This is a genomic window from Rhodobacter sp. CZR27, from assembly GCF_002407205.1.
GTDB lineage: Bacteria > Pseudomonadota > Alphaproteobacteria > Rhodobacterales > Rhodobacteraceae > Cereibacter_A.
The window spans coordinates 649,886-671,623 of record NZ_CP023549.1 but is presented as its reverse complement, the minus strand read 5'-3'; the positions used below and the strand labels follow the sequence as shown (position 1 = coordinate 671,623).

The 21,738-nt window shown below is 69.5% G+C and carries 20 protein-coding genes; 6 read left to right on the top strand and 14 right to left on the bottom strand.

Features of this window, described 5'->3' with window-relative positions:
- Positions 1–23: 23 nt before the first annotated feature.
- The 9 genes from CK951_RS19155 to CK951_RS19115 all read right to left on the bottom strand — a co-directional run bounded on the left by CK951_RS19155 (position 24) and on the right by CK951_RS19115 (position 9,736).
- Positions 24–962 carry an ABC transporter permease gene (locus tag CK951_RS19155; RefSeq protein ID WP_096787801.1) on the bottom strand — a complete coding sequence of 313 codons (939 nt, stop codon included), beginning with the start codon at positions 960–962 and terminating at the stop codon, positions 24–26.
- Between the two features lie 68 nt (positions 963–1,030).
- The gene (locus CK951_RS19150; protein ID WP_096787800.1) at positions 1,031–2,812 is read right to left on the bottom strand and encodes an ABC transporter ATP-binding protein; all 1,782 of its coding nucleotides are present in this window, start codon (positions 2,810–2,812) and stop codon (positions 1,031–1,033) included.
- A complete protein-coding gene (locus CK951_RS19145) occupies positions 2,809–3,768 on the bottom strand; it encodes an acetamidase/formamidase family protein (protein ID WP_096787799.1) in 960 nt (319 codons plus the stop codon). The genes CK951_RS19150 and CK951_RS19145 overlap by 4 nt, the downstream gene beginning before the upstream one ends.
- A gap of 4 nt (positions 3,769–3,772) precedes the next feature.
- Complete coding sequence (locus CK951_RS19140; protein WP_096787798.1) at positions 3,773–5,392, bottom strand: ABC transporter substrate-binding protein; 1,620 nt, start codon at positions 5,390–5,392, stop codon at positions 3,773–3,775.
- A 19-nt stretch (positions 5,393–5,411) separates the two neighbouring features.
- Positions 5,412–6,332, bottom strand: a complete 921-nt coding sequence (locus CK951_RS19135; protein ID WP_096787797.1) for an ABC transporter permease — start codon at positions 6,330–6,332, stop codon at positions 5,412–5,414.
- Entirely contained in the window at positions 6,332–7,213 is an 882-nt protein-coding gene (locus CK951_RS19130) for an ABC transporter permease (protein WP_096787796.1), read from the bottom strand. Before CK951_RS19130 ends, CK951_RS19135 begins: the two co-directional genes overlap by 1 nt.
- Positions 7,191–7,790: an ANTAR domain-containing response regulator gene (locus tag CK951_RS19125; RefSeq protein ID WP_096787795.1), complete on the bottom strand. Its 600-nt coding sequence runs from the start codon at positions 7,788–7,790 to the stop codon at positions 7,191–7,193. The genes CK951_RS19130 and CK951_RS19125 overlap by 23 nt, the downstream gene beginning before the upstream one ends.
- Positions 7,787–8,848 (bottom strand): transporter substrate-binding protein, encoded by a 1,062-nt coding sequence (locus tag CK951_RS19120; protein WP_096787794.1) that lies wholly within the window; start codon positions 8,846–8,848, stop codon positions 7,787–7,789. The genes CK951_RS19125 and CK951_RS19120 overlap by 4 nt, the downstream gene beginning before the upstream one ends.
- A gap of 333 nt (positions 8,849–9,181) precedes the next feature.
- Positions 9,182–9,736: a helix-turn-helix domain-containing protein gene (locus CK951_RS19115; protein ID WP_096787793.1), complete on the bottom strand. Its 555-nt coding sequence runs from the start codon at positions 9,734–9,736 to the stop codon at positions 9,182–9,184.
- A 142-nt stretch (positions 9,737–9,878) separates the two neighbouring features.
- On the opposite strand from CK951_RS19115, the gene CK951_RS19110 reads away from it, so the two are divergent.
- The gene (locus CK951_RS19110) at positions 9,879–12,329 is read left to right on the top strand and encodes an FAD-dependent oxidoreductase (RefSeq protein WP_096787966.1); all 2,451 of its coding nucleotides are present in this window, start codon (positions 9,879–9,881) and stop codon (positions 12,327–12,329) included.
- Between the two features lie 204 nt (positions 12,330–12,533).
- Here CK951_RS19110 and arsJ read toward each other — a convergent pair whose 3' ends face one another.
- The 4 genes from arsJ to CK951_RS19090 all read right to left on the bottom strand — a co-directional run bounded on the left by arsJ (position 12,534) and on the right by CK951_RS19090 (position 16,460).
- On the bottom strand, positions 12,534–13,769 hold the full coding sequence (gene arsJ / locus CK951_RS19105; RefSeq protein ID WP_096787792.1) for an organoarsenical effux MFS transporter ArsJ: 1,236 nt from the start codon (positions 13,767–13,769) through the stop codon (positions 12,534–12,536).
- Between the two features lie 67 nt (positions 13,770–13,836).
- Positions 13,837–14,844: an ArsJ-associated glyceraldehyde-3-phosphate dehydrogenase gene (locus CK951_RS19100; protein WP_096787791.1), complete on the bottom strand. Its 1,008-nt coding sequence runs from the start codon at positions 14,842–14,844 to the stop codon at positions 13,837–13,839.
- Complete coding sequence (locus CK951_RS19095) at positions 14,844–15,656, bottom strand: metalloregulator ArsR/SmtB family transcription factor (protein ID WP_096787790.1); 813 nt, start codon at positions 15,654–15,656, stop codon at positions 14,844–14,846. The genes CK951_RS19100 and CK951_RS19095 overlap by 1 nt, the downstream gene beginning before the upstream one ends.
- Before the next feature lie 216 nt (positions 15,657–15,872).
- Positions 15,873–16,460, bottom strand: coding sequence for a YdeI family protein (locus CK951_RS19090; protein WP_096787789.1), 588 nt, complete (start codon positions 16,458–16,460; stop codon positions 15,873–15,875).
- Positions 16,461–16,723: 263 nt separating this feature from the next.
- Here CK951_RS19090 and CK951_RS19085 point away from each other — a divergent pair, with 263 nt between their 5' ends.
- Entirely contained in the window at positions 16,724–17,704 is a 981-nt protein-coding gene (locus tag CK951_RS19085) for an ATP-binding cassette domain-containing protein (RefSeq protein WP_096787788.1), read from the top strand.
- Entirely contained in the window at positions 17,701–18,498 is a 798-nt protein-coding gene (locus CK951_RS19080; RefSeq protein WP_096787787.1) for an ABC transporter permease, read from the top strand. Before CK951_RS19085 ends, CK951_RS19080 begins: the two co-directional genes overlap by 4 nt.
- 87 nt (positions 18,499–18,585) lie before the next feature.
- Here CK951_RS19080 and CK951_RS19075 read toward each other — a convergent pair whose 3' ends face one another.
- Positions 18,586–19,317, bottom strand: a complete 732-nt coding sequence (locus CK951_RS19075) for a FadR/GntR family transcriptional regulator (RefSeq protein WP_096787786.1) — start codon at positions 19,315–19,317, stop codon at positions 18,586–18,588.
- Positions 19,318–19,454: 137 nt separating this feature from the next.
- Between CK951_RS19075 and CK951_RS19070 the strand changes: the two genes are divergently transcribed.
- The 3 genes from CK951_RS19070 to CK951_RS19060 are packed head-to-tail and all read left to right on the top strand — an operon-like array spanning position 19,455 to position 21,718.
- Positions 19,455–20,255, top strand: a complete 801-nt coding sequence (locus CK951_RS19070; RefSeq protein ID WP_096787785.1) for an ABC transporter substrate-binding protein — start codon at positions 19,455–19,457, stop codon at positions 20,253–20,255.
- 49 nt (positions 20,256–20,304) lie between these two features.
- Positions 20,305–20,976 carry an amino acid ABC transporter permease gene (locus CK951_RS19065; RefSeq protein ID WP_096787784.1) on the top strand — a complete coding sequence of 224 codons (672 nt, stop codon included), beginning with the start codon at positions 20,305–20,307 and terminating at the stop codon, positions 20,974–20,976.
- A gap of 1 nt (position 20,977) precedes the next feature.
- Positions 20,978–21,718, top strand: coding sequence for an amino acid ABC transporter ATP-binding protein (locus tag CK951_RS19060; protein ID WP_096787783.1), 741 nt, complete (start codon positions 20,978–20,980; stop codon positions 21,716–21,718).
- Positions 21,719–21,738: the final 20 nt, after the last annotated feature.

Here is a 21,738-nt window from a genome sequence, read left to right as displayed (position 1 = left end):
CGCGGCGGGGGCAAGGGCCGCGATCACAGCTTCACCCGCGGATCGAGCGCCACCGTCACGACATCGGCCGCGAAGTTCACCAGCACCGTGGCCACCGCGAAGCACATGGCCACCCCCTGCACCACCATGTAGTCGCGCGAGAAGATCCCCCGCACCAGCAGTTGCCCCATGCCGGGCAGGGCGAAGACGCTCTCCACCACCACGGTGCCGCCGATAAGCCAGCCGATGTTGACCGCAAGCAGGTTCACCGTCGGGACGAGCGCGTTCGGCACGACATGGCGCCAGAAGACAGCCCCTTCGGACAGGCCGCGGGCGCGGGCTGCGGTCGCCACGTCAGAGGCGAGGCCCGCGATCATCCCCGCCCGCAGGCTGCGCGTCAGCACCGCCGACAGCGACAGCGCCACCGTCAGGCCCGGAAGGATCAGGTGGGTCAGCTTCTCCGGCAGCGTCTCGCCATAGCCCGAGACGGGCAGCCAGCCGAGCGTGACGCTGAACAGCAGTATCAGCACCAGCCCCAGCCAGAAGGGCGGGAGGCCGATCCCGAGGGTCGAGACCACCCGCACGGCCTGATCGGCCGCGCGCCCCTGCCGGCGCGCCGAGATCGCCGCAAAGGGCAGCGCGATGGCCAGCGACAGCACGACGCCCATCGCGACAAGCGCCAGCGTCGGCTCGATCCGGGCGGCGATCAGCGGCAGCACGTCGATCTTGTAGAGCGTCGACCGCCCCATCTCGCCTGCCGCAAGGTTCTTCAGGAAGTAGAGGTATTGGACCCAGATCGACTCGTCGAGGCCGTATTGCTCGCGAATGCGCGCCAGCGCCGCCGGGGTGGCCCGCGTGCCCAGCAGGATGCGCGCGGGATCGCCGGGGATCAGCCGGACGAGGACGAAGGTGATGACCGAGATCCCGAACAGCACGGGCAGGAACTGCAAGGGACGGAAGAGGACAAAGCGGTAGCGGTGCATTCTGCCTCACTGGAGGGATCGGGCCGGGCAAGGCCCGGCGGCGGCGCGGGACGCGAGGGGCGGGCCGCTCATTCCGCCGCCACCAGATGCCCGCCGCCCGCGTCGCGCAGGATCAGGCGAACGGGGCCGCTGCCCACGGGATGCACCGGGCTCGGGACCTCGCCGGCGAGGCGCGGCACGGGCGGGCGCTGGTGCATCGGGTCGGGCACCGGCACGGCCTCGATCAGGCGGCGGGTGTAGGGGTGGCGCGGGTTGCCGAACACCTGATCCCGGGTGCCCAACTCGACGATCTGGCCAAGATACATCACCGCCACCCGGTCGGCCACATTCTCGACCACTGCCATGTCGTGGCTGATGAACAGGAGCGCAATGCCGAACTCGCGCTTCAGCGCCGCCAGCAGGTCAAGGACGCGCGCCTGCACCGAAACGTCCAGCGCCGAGACGGATTCGTCGGCGATGATCAGCTCGGGCTGCAGCGCCAGCGCGCGGGCGATGCAGATGCGCTGCCGCTGCCCGCCCGAGAATTCATGCGGGTAGCGCCCCATCTGGTCGGGCAAGAGACCCACGCGCGTCAGCAGGTCGGCCACGCGCGCGCGGCGTTCGCCGGGCGTGCCGATGTCGTGGATGACCAGCGGCTCGCCGATCAGGTCGCCCACCCGCATCCGCGGATCAAGCGCGGCCATCGGGTCCTGAAAGACGATCTGCACCCGCCGGTGCAGCGCCTTGCGTGCCGCCCGGTCCATGCCTTCCAGCGGCTGGCCCGCGATCTCGATCCGGCCCGCATGCGGCACGAGGCCGACCATCGCCCGCGCGATGGTGGACTTGCCGCAGCCGGATTCGCCCACCAGCGCGAAGGTCTCGCCGCGGCGGATGTCGAAGCTGACATGCTCGACGGCATGGACGCGCGCCTGCACCCGGCCAAGGAAACCTCCCTTCAGGTCGAAGCGCACCTGCACGTCGGACAGTCGCGCTATGGGCGCCGCCTCGACCGGCGGGCGGCCGCGGCCCGCGCCCATGCGCGGCACGGCGGCCAGCAGCGCCCGGGTATAATCGGCCTGCGGGCGGGTGAAGATGTCGGTGGCCGTGCCCTCCTCGACCATGCGGCCGTCGCGCATGACGATCACCCGGTCGGCCATCTCGGCCACCACGCCCATGTCATGCGTGATCAGGATGATCGCGGTGCCCAGTTCGCGCTGGAGGTCGCGGAGCAGGTCCAGCACCTCGCGCTGCACCGTCACGTCGAGCGCGGTGGTGGGCTCGTCCGCGATCAGCACCTCGGGGCGCAGCGCCAGTGCCATGGCGATCATCACCCGCTGGCGCATGCCGCCCGACAGCTCGTGCGGATACTGCTCCAGCCGCCGCTCGGGCTGCGACAGCCGCACCGAGCGGAGCGCCTCCAGCGCGCGGGCCCGGGCCTCGGCCCGCGAGAGGGGCGTGTGCGCGCGGATCGCCTCGGCCAGTTGGGTGCCGATCGTCAGCACCGGGTTGAGCGAGGTCATCGGCTCCTGGAAGATCATCGCGATCCGATCTCCGCGGATCGCCCGCATCCGCCCTTCGGGAAGCGCGGTCAGCTCGGTCGGCCCAAGCGCGATGCGGCCCCCCGTCACCCGCACGGCGGGCGGCGGCAGAAGGCCCATGATGGCAAGCGAGGTGATCGACTTGCCCGATCCGCTCTCGCCCGCGATGGCCAGCGTCTCGCCGCGCCCGAGGGTGAAGGACAGGCCCGAGACCAGCGGCCGCAGCCCTGCTTCGGTGCGCACCGAAACCTCCAGCCCCTCGACCGTCAGCACCGGCGCGGGCTGGGGTTCCGGGGCGGGGGCCGCCCCGGATGGGGTTGCGCTGCGCGTCATTCGAAGACGGCGCGCGGGAAGTAGAAGCTGACGACCCAGTTCGGCATGTCCACGATCTCGGAGATCCTGAGGTCGCCACAGGTCGAGGCCAGCATGTAGGCCTCGACCGGCGCCATGCCGCGCGCGGCGCAGAGCAGGTCGATCATCCCCGACACCGCATCGCGCGCCGCCGTCATCAGGTCGGGGCCGATGCCGGTGGTCACCTCGTAGCCCTTGCCGTCCAGATGCCGCGTGACCGGCCCCGGCGTGGTGAAGCGCGGCATCTTCAGGTTTGCGCCCTTCACCAGATCCAGCGTCAGCACCACATCCATCGGGCTTTCGATCGCCGTGCCGCAAACCTCGCCGTCGCCCTGCGCGGCGTGGGTGTCGCCCACGCTGAAGAGCCCTCCCGCCACCTCGACCGGCAGGTAGAGCGTGGTGCCCGCGGCAAGGTCGCGAATGTCGAGATTGCCGCCCACCCGCCGCGGCGGCACCACCGAATGCGGCCCCGGTTCGGAGGGCGCAAGGCCGATGGTGCCCGCGAAGGGCTTCAGCGGCACCCGCCCCTCGCGCCCCCAGAGCGCCGGGGCGAGGCTCGTCGCATCATATTTCCAGATGTGCAGCGCGGCCTCGGTGAACTGGTCGGCAAGCAGGCCGAAGCCAGGAATGTTCGCCGTCCAGCCCCAGCCAGAGCCGTCCTGCACCTGTGGCGTGAAGCTCTCGATCGTGACCTTCAGCGCATCGCCGGGTTCCGCGCCTTCGACGTAGATCGGCCCCGAGACCGGGTTCACCCGGCCGAAGTCCAGCGCCAGCACGTCGGCCACCGTGGACGACGGGCCAAGCTGGCCCGCCGAGGAATCGCGGCAGTGGAACAGGATCGTCGATCCGGGGGCCACGCGCTCGGCCGGGGCGAGCGCGTTGTCCCAGCCGAAATGGCTCTGCGCGCCGTGGATCGTGTAGTTGCAGTCCTTGCACATGGGATCACTCGGTCACGTAGACGTAGTCGTAGTTGACGGGAATCGAGACCGGATCGACGTAAAGCGCGTCCTCGCCGCCCATCCGCGCCGACTTCATCGTGTAACGCTGCTCGTTGAAGACCGGCACCCAGGGCGCCTGCTCCATCGCCTTGACATAGACTTCCGACCACTTGGCCAGCCGCGCCGGATCGGCGGGGTCCCGGAAGCTGTCGGCCTCGGTCGCAAGCGCGTCCAGTTCCTTGTCGCAGAACTTCGACCAGTTCCAGCCGCCCTCGCCCGCGCCGGCGCAGCCGAGGATCGGCCCCCAGAAGTTCGACGGATCGGGGAAGTCCGCGATCCAGGCCATGCCGCCCGACCAGACCATCGGCGCCGAGCCGTTGCCGCCGGCCTCGATCACGTTGGCCTGTGCAAGGCTCTGGATCGCGGCCCGGATGCCGATCCGCGACAGGTCCTGCTGGATCGCCTGCGCAATGCGCGGGTTGGGGTCGGTGTTCATCACGTAAAGCTCGGTCTCGAAGCCATCGGCGAAGCCCGCCTCGGCCAGCAGCGCCTTGGCCTTCTCCACGTCATGCGGATAGCCGGCATAGTCCTTGGCATGGCCGGGCATCGAGGGCGGCAGCGGCTGGGTCGCCGGCACCGCGCGGCCGTTGATGATCTGGGTGATCCGCTCCTTGTTGATCGCCATGTTGACCGCCTGGCGCACCTTCACGTTGTCGAAGGGCGGCTGGGTCACGTTCAGCGTGATGTAGCCGGTGTGGAGCTGGCCGCCCTCGACCACGCGCGCGGCCTGCGCCGGGTCGGCCATGACTTCGGTGAACTTCGCGGGCGGAATGCCGTCGCCGGGCACGTCCACCTCGCCGTTCTGCAGCCGCAGCAGCGCCACGATCGGCTCCTGCCCCACCTCGAACACCACGCCGTCAAGATAGGGCACGCCCTCGCGCCAGTAGTCGGCGTTCTTCTCGAACACGAGCCGCTGGCCGAGCGTCCATTCCGCAAGCCTGAAGGCGCCCGTCCCGACCGGCTGCTTGCCGAAGTCGGCGCCCGCGGCCTCGACCGCCTCCTTCGGCACGACCGAGGCGAAGTTCAGCGCCATGACATGCAGGAAAGTCGCGTCGGGGCGCGAGAGTTCGATCCTGACCGTCGCGGGATCGACGACCGTCACGCCCTCGAGCGTGGTGGCGGAGCCGGCGGCCATCGCCTCGAAGCCCTTGATCGACCCGAAGAAGCCGGCGCCCGGCGACTGGGTAGCGGGCAGCGTCACGCGGTCGAGCGAGTATTTCACATCCTCGGCCACCATCTCGCGGCCGTTGTGGAATTTCACGCCCGGGCGCAGCTTGAAGGTATAGGTCAGCCCGTCCTCGGAAATATCGTAGCTCTCGGCAAGGCCCGGGCGCAATTCGGTCGTCCCGGGCACGTAGTCCATCAGCCCGTCGAAGAGCGACTTGATCATCGACCAGTTCTGCCAGTCATAGCCGATGGCGGGATCGAGCGTCGCCACATCGTCCTTGTAGGTGATGGTGATCGTCCCGCCCGGCTTCGCGTTTGGATCGGGAGTATATTCCTGCGCGGCGGCGGGCAGGGCGAGGGCCAGCATCAGCGCGGTCGAGGCCAGAAGTTTCTTCATTCCACTCTCCTGTCGGTTCTTATTTCAGTCTTATTCTCGGGTCGATGAACGGGGCCACGATATCGGCCAGAAGGTTGCCCAGCACGATGGCGCAGGCCGAGACCAGCGTGACGCCCATGATGATCGGGATGTCGATGCGCTGGATCGCCTGCCAGGCCAGCTGCCCGATGCCGGGCCAGCCGAAGACGCTTTCCACCACGACGATGCCGCCCATGAACACGCCGATGTCGATCCCGATCATGGCGATGATCGGCAGGACGGCGTTCGGCAGCGCGTGACGCAGCACGACCCGCGCTCGCGTCAGCCCCTTGGCACGGGCGGTGCGGATGTAGTCCTGCCGCAGCACGTCGATCATGCTCGATCGCATCATCCGGCTGTACCAGCCCGAGCCGAGGATGCCGAGCGTCACGGCCGGCAGCACGAGATGCGCGAAGGTGCCGTAGCCGCCGATCGGGAACCAGCCAAGCTTCACCGCGAAGACATACAGAAGCAGCAGGCTGACCACGAACTGCGGCGCCGAGACGGCCACGAACGAGACGATCATCAGCCCCTGGTCGAGCGCGCGCCCCCGGCGCAGCGCGGCCAGGATCCCCATGGTCAGGCCCAGCACCAGCTCGCACAGGATCGCCCCGGCCATCAGCTGGAGCGTCGCGGGCAGGCGCGCCGCAATCAGCGTGGCCACGTCGGTCTTCTGCAGGTAGCTGCGGCCGAAGTCGCCCTGCAGGAGCCCCCAGAGATAGCGGCCGTATTGCACGATGAACGGCTGGTCGAGGCCCAGCTGGCGGCGGATGTTCTCGACCACCTGCGGCGTGGCCGAGCGACCGGCGATCTGGCGCACCGGATCGGCCGGCAGCACATAGAGCAGCACGAAGGTCACGAAACTGATCCCGAGCAGGATCAGCGCCGACTGCACGAGGCGGCGGGCGAGGTAGACGGGCATCAGTCCCTCCCCCGCTGGGTGGGGTCCAGCACGTCGCGCAATGCATCGCCCACCAGGTTGAAGGCCATGGCCAGCAAGAGGATCGCGGTGCCGGGGATGAACACGAGCCAGGGCGCGGACTGGAAATAGGTCTGGTTCTCGAAGATGATGTTGCCCCAGCTGGGCGTGGGGGGCTGGACGCCCACGCCGAGGTAGGACAGCGTGGCCTCGAGCAGGACGGTGGTCGAGATGCCCAGCGTGCCCCAGACGATGATGGTGGGCAGCAGGTGCGGCAGGATGTGGCGGAAGAGGATCCGCCCCGTGCCCGCGCCCAGCGTGCGCTCGGCCGCGATGAATTCGCGCTCGGTCAGGGCCGAGGTCTCGGCATAGATCACCCGCGCCGTCTGCACCCAGTTCACGAAGGCGATCACCATGGCGACGATCCAGAGCGAGGGCTGGAAGATCGCGGCGAGGCAGATCGCCAGCAGCAGCGCCGGAAAGGCCATCATCAGGTCGGTGAAGCGCATGAGGACCGACCCGATCCAGCCGCGGAAATAGCCCGCGACAAGGCCGACGAGCGTCCCGATCGCCAGCGCCAGCCCGTTCGCGGCCACCCCGATCACCAGCGAGGTCCGGGCCCCGTAAAGGATGCGCGAAAGCAGGTCGCGGCCGAGAAGGTCGGTGCCCAGCAGGAAGGCGCCACCGGGCGGCAGGGGCGCGCCCTCGATCGTCAGGCCGTCGAAATGCTGCTCGTTCGGGTCGTAGGGTGCGATCCAGGGGGCGAGCAGCGCGCCGCCCACCACCAGCACGATCAGCACCAGCCCGAACAGCGCGAGCGGCCGTTCCGCCAGCCGGCGCAGCGCCCCCTTCTCGGCGCGCTCAACGGTGGTCGCGTCGGTCATCCGGTCCCTCCCGGCTCGCCACGATGCGGCGGGCGGCCTCCTCCATGCTGATGCGCCAGGCCATGGCCAGCTGGCGCAGCTGGGCATAGGCGGCGCTTTCGTCCTTACCCCGTGCGGCCAGCCGCGCCACCGCCTGCACCACGGTCTGCCGCGCCTCGATCCGCTGGCGCAGGTCCGCGATCTCGGCCGACAGCGCCCGGTGCGCGTCGAAGGCCGAGCGCGCGATCAGCAGCGCCGAATAGGCCCCGCTGTCGCCGATCGGCTTGAGAAGCTGCGCATGCGCCCCGGCCTGAAGGCTCCATTCGATCCGGCCCGGCGCCTCGGAGCCGATCAGCGCGATCATCGGCATCGGCGGCTCGCCCGCCTTCCATGGGAACTGCCCGTCATGGCCCATGTCAGCATCGAAGAACACGAAATCGGCCGCCAGCGCCCCCGGCTCCAGCTCGGGCCAGCACGAGGACACCTGAAGCCCGATGGCCGCCAGTTGCCGCGTCAGCGCCTGCACCACCGGATGCGGCCGGTGCAGGATCACCGCCCGCGCCCCGCCGAGGTTCTGGATGCGGACGCCACGCCTCATGACACCACCCGAAGCGAGGCCGGGCGCGGCGGCGCGGGGTGGGTCAGGTAGGGGTCGCCCGGCCTCGGCGCGAGGCGCTCGCGCACCGCGAAGCGCCCCGCCTCGACCTGCGCGATCAACACCGGCAGTGCGGTGTGATGCGTCTGCGGATCGACGATGCCGGGCGCGGCACCTTCCAGCAGCGCCGGCAGCGCCAGCCGCTCGGCCCCCGGCCGGCCGGTAAGCAGCCGCGCCAGTTCCATCACCGCCGCATGGGCCGCCGCCTCGTGCGAGCTGCCGAAGCGCCCCTCGCCGCGGAAATAGGGGCCGGCGGCGATCAGCCCCTCGGCCGCCGCACCGATGGCCGGCAGTTCGCATTCGGTCAGGTTGCAGGACATGACCGGGCAGCGGTCGGGGCGGAAGCGCGCGTCCTGCTCGCCGAGTGCCCGGTAGGCGGCGAGGAAGGCGTAGGACGACGGCCCGATCAGCGAGTTCAGGATGAAGTCGGGGGCGGTGGCGCGGATCTCCTCGATCATCCGCCCGACCTCGGCCGAGCCGATGGGCAGGTAACGCTCGCCCAGCACGGCGCCGCCCGCCGCGACGATCCGTTCGCGCGCCAGGCGGTTCATCTCCCAGCCCCAGATGTAGTTCGATCCCGTCAGGTAGCCCCGGCGCCCGAAGGCCGGCAGCGCCCAGTCCAGCAGCGGCAGCAGGTGCTGGTTCGGGCAGGCATGGGTGTAGACGACGTGGTCCGAGGCCTCGAACCCCTCGTAGGGCACGGCATACCAGAGCGTCCCGCCGGCCTTCTCCAGCGTGGGGATCACCTCCTTCCGGCTCCAGGAAGTGACGCAGCCGATGACGTGCCGCAGGCCCTGCTGCGCCAGCAGATCCTCGCAGAGCGGGGCGTAGAGGTCGATGTTGCCGCCCGGGTCCCGCTCGACCGGCACCAGCACCAGGTCGCGGGGGTCCTCGTTGACCTCGGCAATGGCGGCGAGCGCGCCCGTGCGGCAGGCCTCGGAGATCAGCGCGTAGCTGCCTGAACGCGAGTAGAGCAGGCCGATGTCGATCCGTCGCGTCATGGGGTCCAATACAGAAAAGCCCCGCCCCGGGTGGAGTTCCAGCCGGGTGCGGGGCGCGAATGCCGTGCCGGCACCAGCCGGCTATTTGAGATCATGCTGACCCCTCGTCGCAGATGCGTCAAGCGGCACGAACGGCCAGCCGCGGAAGTTGCCGATGCAATGGGCGACAACGCCTGCCGGTGCCCGCCGGAGCGGCGGTTCATGCTGCGCCCCGCGACCCCGCGGGTAGATGATCGATGTTCGGAACGCAGGCGCGGGTCCGCTGCCGGGCAGCACCGACCCTGCGGTCGCGACGATGCCCGCCCGTAGCGGGTCCGGGACCGGGCATGGTGCCTAGTAGATCGGCGGCGACACGATCCAGATCACCTCGGCCGGTTCGTCGCCGGGATTCTCCCAGGCATAGTCCTCGTCCGTGAACTGGAAGCTGTCGCCGGGGGACAGTTCGGCGGTCAGGCTGCCGATGCGCAGGATCAGGCGCCCCGAGACCAGCACCCCGCCATCCTCCTTGTCGCGCCGCCGGCGCAAGCCTTCGCTTTTCGAGTGCGGAGCAAAGACTGACCGGATCATCTCGAACGCGCCGGTCAGGCCAGGGGACAGAAGCTCCTCGGTGAGGCCGCTGCAGGGAGAGCCGATGCGGCTTCGATGCGCGGCGCGGACGATCCGGCCATGCTCGCCGGGATCCTGCCGCGACGCGCGAAAGAAGAAGCTGATGTTCAGGTCGAACAGGGCGGCGATCCGGCCGAGATCATGCACCGACGGCGTTCCGTGGTCGCGCTCGATCTGGCTGAGCCAGCCCACGGACCGCCCAAGCGCCGTCGCCATCTGCTGCAACGTCATGCCGCGCGCCCGGCGCAGCGCCCTGATCTCCCGGCCGACGTGATCGCTCATCCGTTCCTCCGCGGGAAGCATAGGCGAAGCTGCGGCGGAAAGTGAAGACATGCCGCAGGACAGCCATCAGAATGAAATTCCGACCTTGCTTTTTCATTCCGCCTCCCGCACCCTGCCTCATCCCCAGGTCGCCAGGTGCATCATGCCCGATCTTCCGTCATCCGCCCGCGTCGTCATCATCGGCGGAGGCATCTCCGGCTGCTCCGTCGCCTACCATCTCGCCGAACTGGGCTGGACGGACATCGTGCTGCTCGAACGCCGGCAGCTGACCTGCGGCACCACCTGGCACGCGGCGGGGCTGATCGGCCAGCTCCGCGCCAGCCAGAACATGACGCGGCTTGCGAAGTATTCGGCCGACCTCTACCGGCGGCTCGAGGCCGAGACGGGGCTTGCCACCGGGTTCAGCCAGCGCGGCTCGATGACCGTGGCGCTGACGGCCGCGCGGCAGGAGGAACTGCTGCGGCAGGCCTCGATGGCGCGGGCCTTCGGGGTCGAGGTGAACCCGCTGTCGCCTGCCGAGATCAAGGCGCTCTACCCGCATCTCGAGACTTCCGACGTGGTGGGCGGCGTGCACCTGCCGGGTGACGGGCAGGCCGACCCGGCCAACATCGCTCTGGCGCTGGCCCGGGGCGCGCGGATGCGGGGCGCCCGGATCCATGAGGGGGTGAAGGTCACGCGCGTCACGACCGACCGCGGGCAGGTGACCGGCGTCGAATGGGAGGCCGAGGGCCAGCGCGGCCGGATCGCCGCCACGCTGGTGGTGAACTGCGGCGGCATGTGGGGACGCGACCTTGCGGCGCGCAACGGCGTGACGCTGCCACTGCACGCCTGCGAGCATTTCTATATCGTGACCGAGGGGATCCCGAGCCTCGCGCAGCTTCCCGTGCTGCGGGTGCCCGACGAATGCGCCTATTACAAGGAAGATGCCGGAAAGATCCTGCTTGGCGCCTTCGAGCCGGTGGCGAAGCCCTGGGGCATGGCGGGCATCCGCGAGGATTTCTGCTTCGACCAGCTGCCCGAGGATTTCGACCATTTCGAGCCGATCCTCGAGAAGGCGGTGGCACGGATGCCCATGCTGGCCCAAGCGGGCATCCACACCTTCTTCAACGGCCCCGAGAGCTTCACGCCGGACGACCGCTATTACCTCGGCGAGGCGCCCGAGCTGAGGGGCTACTGGGTCGCCGCGGGCTACAACTCGATCGGGATCGTCTCGTCGGGCGGCGCGGGCATGGCGCTGGCGCAATGGATGGACCGGGGCGAGCCGCCCTTCGACCTGTGGGAGGTGGACATCCGCCGCGCGCAGCCGTTCCAGCGGAACCGCCGCTACCTGCGCGAGCGGGTGACCGAGACGTTGGGCCTGCTCTATGCCGACCATTTCCCCTACCGGCAGATGGCGACGGCGCGGGGGGTCCGCCGCTCGCCCCTGCACGGGCATCTGAAGGCCCGCGGCGCTGTCTTCGGCGAAGTTGCGGGCTGGGAGCGCGCCAACTGGTTCGCCACCGAGGGGCAGGAGCGCGCCTATCGCCATTCCTGGGGCCGTCAGAACTGGTTCGACAATTCCCGCGCCGAGCACCTTGCGCTGCGCGAGGGGGTGGGCCTGCTCGACATGGCCTCCTTCGGCAAGATCCGGGTGGAAGGGCGCGACGCCTGCGCCTTCCTTGACCGGCTCTGCGCCAACCGGATCGACGTGGAGCCCGGCCGGATCGTCTATACCCAGATGCTGAACGCGCGGGGCGGCATCGAAAGCGACCTGACGGTGACGCGCCTGACCGAGACGGCCTTCCTGCTCGTGGTCCCCGGCGCCACGCTCCAGCGCGACCTTGCGTGGCTGCGCCGGCATCTGGGCGAGGCGCAGGCGGTCATCCTCGACACGAGCGCCGCCGAGGCGGCGATCCCGGTCATGGGGCCGCGCTCGCGCGACCTCCTGCAGCGAGTCAGCCCCGACGATTTCTCGAACGCGGCCTTCCCCTTCGGCACCGCGCGCGAGATCGAGATCGGGCTGGGCCTCGCCCGGGCCCACCGGATCAGCTATGTCGGCGAACTGGGCTGGGAACTCTATGTCTCCGCCGAGCAGGCGGCCCATGTCTTCGAGGAACTGGAGGCCGCGGGTGCCGATCTCGGGCTGAAGCTCTGCGGGCTGCATGCCATGGACAGCTGCCGGATCGAAAAGGCCTACCGCCATTTCGGCCACGACATCACCGACGAGGACCATGTGCTGGAGGCGGGCCTCGGCTTCGCGGTCAAGACGGACAAGGGCAGCTTCCTCGGCCGCGAGGCGGTGCTGCGCAAGCGCGAGGAGGGTCTGGGCCGGCGGCTGATGCAGTTCCGCCTGACCGATCCCGAACCGCTCCTGTTCCACAACGAGCCGATCCTGCGCGACGGCCGGATCGTGGGCCAGACAAGCTCCGGCGCCTACGGCCACACGCTCGGCGGGGCGATCGGCCTTGGCTATGTGCCCTGTCTCCGCAAGGGCGAGAGTCCCGAGGAGATGCTGGCCTCGCGCTATGCCATCGAGGTCGCCGGCCGCACAGTCGAGGCCGAGGCAAGCATCGCGCCGATGTACGACCCGCGATCGACGCGCATCACATCCTGACGCCACGGCTGCGGGGAACGATCCCCATCCCGGCAGAGCCGCCGCCCGATCTGCGGGGGAAGCCGGCTGAAGACCGGCATCCTCCCGCGCCGACTTTGCGGCACGGGCCGGGTGACCAGCCGCGGGCCCGCTTCCGCGAACCGGCCCCTGATGCATGGCGCCACGGAGCCATGCCGGTGTGTCGGCGTCGGCGGCCTGCCGCGGTCAGGCGGTCGCCGCCGGCTCGATCCGTCGCGCCGTCATCCAGCTTGCGGCAGCCATGGCGCCCGCTGTGGCAAGGCAGAGCGGCAGGCCGCCCCACTGGTAGCTGAGGCCCGAGAGCAGCGTGCCGACCAGCCGGCCGGCTGCATTTGCCATGTAGTAGAAGCCCACGTCCATCGTCACCCGCTCGGCCTTCGAGAAGGCGAGGATCAGGTAGGAGTGCAACGACGAGTTCACCGCGAAGACGAAGCCGAAGAGCAGAAGCCCCGCGACCAGCGTCAGCGTCAGCCACGGGGCCGGCTCTTCCGCCGCCAGCGCCAGCGCGGCCAGTGCGAAGGGGATGGGCACCAGCCACCCGGCCCAGCGGCGGGCCTGGGCCGCGGCGTCGCCCCGGATCAGCCGGGGCGCCAGTCCCTGCACCGCGCCATAACCGATGATCCAGAGCGCCATGAAGCCGCCGATCAGGAAGAAGGCCTCGCGGCGACCCTCGGCGGTGCCGTCCGACAGGACCGACTGGAAATAGACCGGGATGCCCACCACGAACCACACGTCCCGCGCCCCGAACAGGAACATCCGCGCCAGCGACAGCCGGTTGATGCCGGGATCGCGCGACCAGACCGAGGCGATCTTCGTCCCCTTCACCCCGCGCGGCAGCCCCTCGGGCATCCAGAGCACCACCGCCAGCAGGATCAGGGCCAGCACCGCCGCCATTCCCCAGACCGCGGCCTGGAATCCCGCCAGCGCCAGAAGCGCCGCGCCGAGGAAGAAGCCCGCGCCCTTCACCGCGTTCTTCGATCCCGTGAGCCACGCCACCCAGCGGAAAAGCCCGTCTCCCGCAGGGGCCAGCAGCTTCACCGCGCTTTTCGAGGACATCTTGGCGAGATCCTTCGCGACGCCCGAGGCCCCCTGCACCGCCATCACGAAGGCGACCGAGGCCGGGATGCTCCACTCAGGATCCAGCATCGCCAGCGCGCCGAGCGCCCCGATCTGCAGGCCCAGCCCGGCATAGAGCGTCGAGGTCAGCCCGAAGCGGGCGGCGAGCCAGCCTGCCGAGAGGTTGGTCACGACGCCCGCCAGCTCGTAGAGCAGGAACAGCCAGGCCAGCTGCAGCGGCGAGAACCCAAGCCCGTTGAAGTGCAAGAGCACCAGCATCCGGAGCGCGCCATCGCTGAGCATGAAGGCCCAGTAGGCGGCGGTCACGGCGGCATAGGCGCGGAGGCCCGAGGGGGCGGCGCTCATGCTCCTGCCTCGGAAACGGGCCCAGCATGCAGGCTTGCAGCTCTGGCGCTTGAGGGCGGGTGGCCGGTCATGCCAGGCTCTCCGCCACCATCCGGGTGATGTCCGCCAGCCGGCAGACATAGCCCCATTCGTTGTCATACCAGGCGTAGACCTTCACCTGCGTGCCGCCGACGACCATGGTCGAGGCCGCGTCGACCACCGCCGAGCGCGGATCGTTCAGGAAATCCGACGAGACGAGCGGCCGCTCCTCATAGCCCAGGATCCCCTTCAGCGGCCCCCGCGCCGCCTCGGCAAAGAGGGCGTTGACCTCCTCGGCCGTGGTCGGGCGCGCGACCTCGAAGACGGCGTCGGTCAGCGAGGCGTTCAAGAGCGGCACCCGCACCGCATGGCCGTTCAGCCGCCCCTTCAGCTCGGGGTAGATCAGCCCGATTGCCGTGGCCGAGCCGGTCGTGGTCGGGATCAGGTTCGCCAGCGCCGAGCGCGCGCGGCGCATGTCCTTCGCCGGGCGGTCCACGATGGTCTGCGTGTTCGTCACGTCATGGATCGTGGTGATCGAGCCATGCCGGATGCCGATCCCCTCATGGATCACCTTCACCACCGGCGCGAGGCAGTTCGTCGTGCAGGAGGCCGCCGTCACCAGCCGCTGGCTGCCGTCGTAGAGGTGGTGGTTGATGCCATGGACGAGGTTCAACGCCCCGCCGTCCTTCACCGGCGCCGAGACGACCACCTTTCGCACCGCCTCGAAATAGGGCGCGAGCTTTGCGGCCGTCTTGAAGACGCCGGTGCAATCGACCACCAGATCTACGCCCAGTTCGCGCAGCGGCAGATCCTCGATCCGCCGCACGCGCGTGAGCGGCATGCGATGTCCGCCCAGCGTCAGGCTCTCCGCATCATGTGCGACTGGCACGGCCCACCGGCCGTGGACGCTGTCGAACTCCATCAGCAGCGCGTGCTGCGCCGCATCCCCCTCGGCGTCGTTCAGAAGCACGATCTCGCCACCCGCGCCGCGGTCGATCAGCGCGCGCAGCAGAAGCTTGCCCATCCGGCCGAGGCCGTTCACCGCGATCCGCGCCATCAGGCCTCTCCCAGCCGGTCGAGATGCTGCTGCAGCGCAAGCCGCTCCAGCTGGTCGAAGGGCAGCTGGGTGAAGGCCGAGATCCGGCGGTGCAGCTCGCCGAAGGCCTTGGCGAAGGCGAGGCCCTTCTCGGCGTCGGTACCTTCGGCCTTTGCCGGGTCCGACATCCCCCAATGCGCGGTCAGCGGCTGGCCCGGCCAGGGCGCGCATTCGTCCGATGCCGCCTGCTCGCAGACGGTGAAGACGAAATCCATCCTCGGCGCCTCCGGCCCCTCGAACTCGGCGACATGCTTCGAGCGCAGGCTGGAGGTGTCGAGCCCGTTGCGCTCCAGCACCTCGAGCGCGAAGGGGTTCAGCCGGCTGTTCGGCCGCGTCCCGGCAGAGAAGGCGCGGAAGCGGGTGCCGCCGAGGCTGCGCAGGATCGCCTCGGCGAAGATCGAGCGGGCGGAATTGCCCGAGCAGATGAAGAGCACGTTGAAGGGGCGGTCCATGTCCATCTCCCGTGGAACGCGAGGCATCAGGTCGGGGCGGCCCCGGCCGCAGTCGTGGCCGAGGTAGGCGATCAGCGCCGCAAGCGCGGGCAGCCGCACGCTGTAGAACAGCGAGCGTCCCTCGCGTGCCGAGCCGATCAGCCCTGCCGTCTCCAGCTCGGACAGATGGTGCGAGAGGGTGTTCGGCTTCATCCCCAGCGTTGCCGCAATCTCGGTCGGCCGCACAGCCCGCGGCGCGTGACGCAGGAGCAGGCGGACGATGGCAAGGCGGCCGGGATGTCCGAGGGCGGCGAAGTGGTGGGCGGCTTCTGTCGTTTCCATAGTTCTCGATTTATGGAATGACCACGCGGCCCGTCAAATGAAGCTTTCATGACAGCCGCACGCTGCTCCATACTGCTGACCGTCGAGACCGACGCGACCAGGTCGGTGGCCAGCGCCGCCCACGGCCTTCCGGTTGTCCGGGCAAGGGTCCGTGACCTGCCGGTTCCCCTTGCGCGGGACCGCGCCAAAGGCAGCCGTCTCCCCCGAGCAATGCGCCTAGCGATCTTGCGGGCCCTTGCCCGCAAGGATGCGGGGCATGGCGCGGTCGATGCGCGACGCCCGCGTGGCCGATTGCATTGCCTGCAGGACGTGCAGCACCCAGCCACGCCGGCGACCGGGCGTCAGCGCCTCGAACGCCGCCCGGAAGCCAGGGTCGCCGTCGAGCCGGTCGGAAAGTTCCAGTGGATAGTCCAGATCATCCTTCGGAAACTCGACCTTCAGGCCCGATCGTTCGAGCTCGATGGCCTCGGCGATCAGGGCAAGCAGGGCCGGCCTCGCGCTCTCGATCTGGTTCACGTCCGTGAAGTTGATCACCCGCGAGGACCGGGAGTGTTCTCCGGGCGGCTCGAGCATGCCGCAGGGGTCGGCCAAGAGCACGCCCTTGAAGAACCCGAGCGTGGCGCGATCCCTGAACCCCCAGATGATCGCTACATTGCCGCCGTTGAAGGTATAGACCGGCGAGCGCCACTTGAAATCCTCGGTCAGCGCACTTTCGAGGAGGATCGAGCGCAGGCAGGCAAGCTCGTCCTGCCAGGCGGTCAGCCCGGCAAGGAGCGCGTCAACCTCGGGGTTTGTCCTGGGCATCTCCGCCTTCCCGATCCGGTTTCCCCGAAGGATGGGGCAGAGGACCGGTCTGTCCAGCCGTTGCGGGCGGATGGACAGCGGGCACGTCGTCTCGCGCCGGTCCGGATGTCGCGCGGGCTGCACTTCGGCATCCGGGTCCGGTCTTTCCAGCCTGCGGGCGATTTGGCAACGTGTCGGACGCTGCCCGGTCCTGCAGGGGAATCGGGGCATCCGTGGGTCGCGGACCGCGGGCCCCCCGAACGAAGCCGATGACGGAGACGCCGATGACCGATGCTATCGCGGCCCCGGCCGATGAGGGGCTTGCCTTGCAGGCCCGCGGGCTGGTGCGCCGGTTCGGCAAGATGACGGCGGTGGCGGGGATCGATCTCGACGTGCCGCGCGGCACGATCTTCGCCATCCTTGGCCCGAACGGCGCGGGCAAGACCTCGCTCCTGCGGGTGCTTGCCACGCTGATCGGGCCGGACGGCGGGCGGGCCTCGATCATGGGTCACGATCTCGTGCGCGAACCGCAGGCGGTGCGGGCGTCGATCTCGATGACCGGCCAGTTCGCCTCGCTCGACGAGGACCTGACCGGCCGCGAGAACCTGCTGATGCTGGCCCGGCTCTGGGGGTTCGGCCTGCGGGCCTCGCGTCGCCGCGCCGACGAGCTTCTGGCCGCCTTCGACCTGGCCGGGGCCGCGCGCAGGCAGGTGAAGGACTATTCCGGCGGGATGCGCCGGCGCCTCGACATCGCGGCTTCGCTGATCGTGACGCCGGGGGTGCTGTTCCTCGACGAGCCGACGACCGGGCTCGACCCCTCGGCGCGGCAGGGCATCTGGCGGCTGATCCGGCAGCTGGCCGCCTCGGGCGTCACCATCCTGCTCACGACGCAGTATCTGGAGGAGGCCGACCAGCTGGCCGACCGCATCATGGTCATGGACCACGGCCGCAAGATCGCCGAGGGCACCAGCCGCGAGCTGAAGGCCGCGACCGGCTCGGGCTTCCTGCATGTGACGCTCGCCGATCCCGCGGGGCTCGATGCGGCCGAGCGCCTGCTGGCGCAAGGCCTCGGAGGCTCGGTGCAGCGGAGCGCCGAGGGCGCCACGCTGTCGGTCAAGGTCGCCAGCGCCGCCACCGCCCATGCGGCCCTGGCCGAGTTGATCGCGGCCGGGCATGAGCCGGCCGACTTCTCGGTCGGCCAGCCAAGCCTTGACGAGGTCTTCTTCGCGCTCACCGGAGCGTCCGGAACGGGAGGTGCCAGATGAGCGAGCCGGAGTTCCTGCGCCGTGCCGAGCGCCCGGCGCCGCCCTCGGGCCTGTCGAATGCGCTGGTCTTCGGCTGGCGGGCGGTGCTGAAGTTCCGCCACCTGCCCGAGCAGCTGTTCGACATCGTCATGACCCCGATCATGTTCACGCTGCTCTTCACCTTCGTCTTCGGCGGCGCTCTGGCGGGATCGCCGGGCGAGTATCTGCAGTTCTTCCTGCCGGGGATCCTGGTGCAGACGGTCGTGTTCAACTCGGTCTATTCGGGCATGGGCCTTTCGACCGATTTCCAGAAGGGCCTGTTCGACCGGTTCCGGACCCTGCCGATCTGGTCGCTGGCGCCCTTCGCCGGGCTGATGGTGGGCGACATCCTGCGCCATCTGATCGCGGGCGCGATCATCCTCGGGATCGGGCTGGCGCTCGGCTACCGGCCGGAGGCCGGGGTGCCGGGGGTGCTGGCGGCCTTCGTCCTGCTGCTCGGCATCGGCTTCGGCACGGGCTGGATCTTCCTGGTGCTGGGCATGCTGGTGCGCACGCCGATGACCGTGATGACGTTGGGCTTCACCATCCTCTTTCCGGTGACCTTCGCCTCGAACATCATGGTCGACCCGGCCACCATGCCGGAGTGGCTGCGGGGCTTCGTCGAGGTGAACCCGGTCTCGCTGATGGCCACGGCCCTGCGCGGCCTGATGGGCGGCACCGCCAGCGCGGGCCAGATCGCCGCTGCGCTCGCCGCACCCGTGGCGCTGACGCTGGTCTTGGCGCCGCTGACCGTCTGGCTCTACCGGCGCCGGTAGCGTCCTTCGCGTCCCTTGATCATGGCCGGGACTGTTCCCGGCCGACCTCCGCCCGACCGCGATGGCGGCCCCAACGGGGCAGGACCGTCAGACGGAGACGCCCGCGCACTGGGCCGTGTTGCGCACATGCGCCTCCATCGCGAGGCGCGCCCAGCCGGGATCGCGCGCTTCCAGCGCCGCGATGATGCTGCGGTGCTCGGCCAGCGAGGCCTTCATCCGCGGCGCCTCGGTCCGGGGGATCGGCTGGCGCTGGGTCTCGGTCAGCAGGTGGGCAATCAGCCCGTAAAGCTCCTGCAACATGCGGTTCGGGCAATACCGGGCAATGATCCGGTGAAACAGGAGATCTGCCTCGACATTGGCCAGCAGGTCCCCCGCGTCCCAGCAGCGCTCCATCTCGTCCGTGGCCTGATGCAGCGCGCGAAGCGAGGGCGCGTCGATCAGCCCGGCCGCCCCGGCCGCGATCCGCCCCTCGAGCATCACCCGCGTCTCGAACACCTCCTGCGCGGAATAGCTGTCGGCGTAGCGCCATTTCAGGGCTGCCCCCGCAGGCGTCGCCGCCGCGGCCGAGGGGCCGGTGACGAAGGTGCCGCGCGCCGGCTCGGTCCGCAGAAGACCCAGCGTCTCCAGCGTCAGGAGCGCCTCGCGCAGCGACGCGCGGCTGACCGCCAGCCGCTCGGACAGCACGCGCTGCGAGGGCAGCCGGTCGCCCGGCTTCAACTCGCCCGCGCGGATCATGTCCTGCAGCCGGCGGGCCACCTGCTGCGGAAGCGGAGTCCAGCCCGCCTCCTCGCCCTCGGGCGTCTGAATTTTCAGCACCATCCCCGTTCCATCCCCGTCCGCTGCGCCGCCGTCGATTACCCGCTTGCCATGCAAAAGGCATCATGCTTGTCTTGGTTCGACCGGTCTGACCGGTATGACCTTAGAACAGCAAGAAGCAACAGGGAAAGGTTCGACAGATGAGGAGACGCGATTTTCTGCGGGCGGCAGCGCTGGCTTCGGGGCTGGCGCTGGGGATCGGCGCGGCGGGCGCGCAGGCGGCAGACCTGACCGTGGGCGCCAACATCGGCAACGTACCGTGGGAATTCCAGGATGACTCGGGCGCCTTCGTGGGCTTCGAGGTGGATCTGGCGACCGAGATCGGCAAGCGGCTGGGCCGCGAAGTGAAAATCGAGAACATCCCGTTCAACGGCCTGTTCTCGGCGGTGCAGTCGGGGCGGATCGACATGGCGATGTCCTCGATCACCATCACGCAGAAGCGGCTGGAATCGGTGTCATTCGCACAGCCCTACTATGACAGCGATCAGTCGCTGACGGTGATGGCGGCGAGCGGGATCAAGGGTGTTGCCGACATGAAGGGCAAGGTGGTGGGCGTGGACACCGGATCGACCGGCGACATGTGGGCGACCGAGAACACCGCCGCGCAGGGCTTCAGCGACATCCGCCGCTACGAGGGGCTGGCGCCGGCGATGCTTGACCTCGCGGCCGGGCGGATCGACGGCTACATCAGCGACATCCCGGCGCTGCAATACTACGCCAAGGACAAGCCCCAGTATCTGGTGGCCGAGCGCATCCCGACGGGCGAGCAATATTCGATGATGTTCGCGAAGGACGCCCCGCTGGCGGCCGAGGTGAACGAGGTCATCAGCCAGCTGAAGACCGAAGGCGTGGTGGCTGCGTTGCACAAGAAGTGGTTCGGCGCCGAGCCCGAGGCCACGACCTCGACGGCGAAGGTTCTCGACATGCCGAAGCTCGACTGAGCGCATCCGGGGCGGCGAGCCTTCGCCGCCCTGTCCAGCCGGGGGCCGCATGGACATCTTCGACACATTCTTCAACGTGCCGGTTCTGGTGCGGACCTTTCCGCTGCTGCTGTCCGGCCTCTGGGTCACGGTCAAGCTGGGGGTGACGAGCATCCTGGGCGGGCTGGTGCTGGGCCTCGGCCTTGCGCTGGTGCGGCTTTACGGGATGGCCGTGTTCCGCGGCCTTGCGCGGGTCTATATCGACATCCTGCGCTCGATCCCGATCCTCGTCCTGCTGATCGTGGTCTATTACGCGCTGCCCTTCGTGGGCATCCGCCTGTCACCCTTCGTCTCGGCGGCGGTGACGCTGACGCTGGTGTCCAGCGCCTATACCGCCGAGATCTTCCGCGCCGGGATCGAAGCCATTCCGCGCGGCCAGTTCGAGGCCTCGGGGGCGCTGGGGCTGAGCTATCGCCACACGATGGTGGACGTGATCCTGCCGCAGGCGATCCGCATCGTGATCCCGCCGCTGACCAACAACTGCATCAACGTGATGAAGGACACGGCGCTGGCCTCTGTCGTGGCGATGCCGGACCTGCTGAAACAGGCGACGCAGGCGCAGGCGCTGGCCGCCAACCCCTCGCCGCTGATCGGGGCCGCGCTGATCTACATCGCGCTTCTGTGGCCGCTGGTGGCCATCGTCTCGCGGCTGGAAGGCCGCTTTGGTGCGCGGAGCCGCTGACATGCCCGATCCCGTCATCCGCATCCGCAACCTGCACAAGACCTATGGCACCTTCACGGCGCTGAACGGCATCGACCTCGACATCTCCGAAGGCGAGGTAGTCTGCGTCATCGGCCCCTCAGGGTCGGGCAAGTCCACGCTGATCCGCTGCATCAACCTGCTCGAGGAGTTCTCTCCCGGCAGCGAGGTCAGCGTCGACGGCATCCCCGTGGCGCGTGGCCGCGCGCTGGACCGGGTGCGCGCCGAGGTGGGCATGGTGTTCCAGTCCTTCAACCTCTTTCCGCACATGACGGTGCTGCGGAACGTGATGCTGGCGCCGATGCGCGTGCGCCGGCTGTCCGCGCGCGAGGCCGAGGCCCGCGCCCGCACCCTTCTGGCCCGCGTCGGCATCGAGGCGCAGGCCGACAAGTATCCCGGCCAGCTCTCGGGCGGGCAGCAGCAGCGCGTGGCGATCGCGCGCGCACTGGCGATGGAGCCGAAGGTGCTGCTGTTCGACGAGCCGACCTCGGCGCTCGATCCCGAGATGGTGGGCGAGGTTCTGGACGTGATGAAGGCGCTCGCCGGCACGGGGGTCACCATGGTCGTGGTCACCCACGAGATGGGCTTTGCCCGGCAGGTCGCCGACCGGGTGATCTTCATGGACGGCGGCCAGATCGTCGAGACCGGCCCGCCCGACCGGATCTTCGACGCCCCGCAAGAGCCGCGCACCCGCAACTTCCTTGGCGCGGTCCTGAACCACTGACTGCCGCCCCGCCCGCCTCC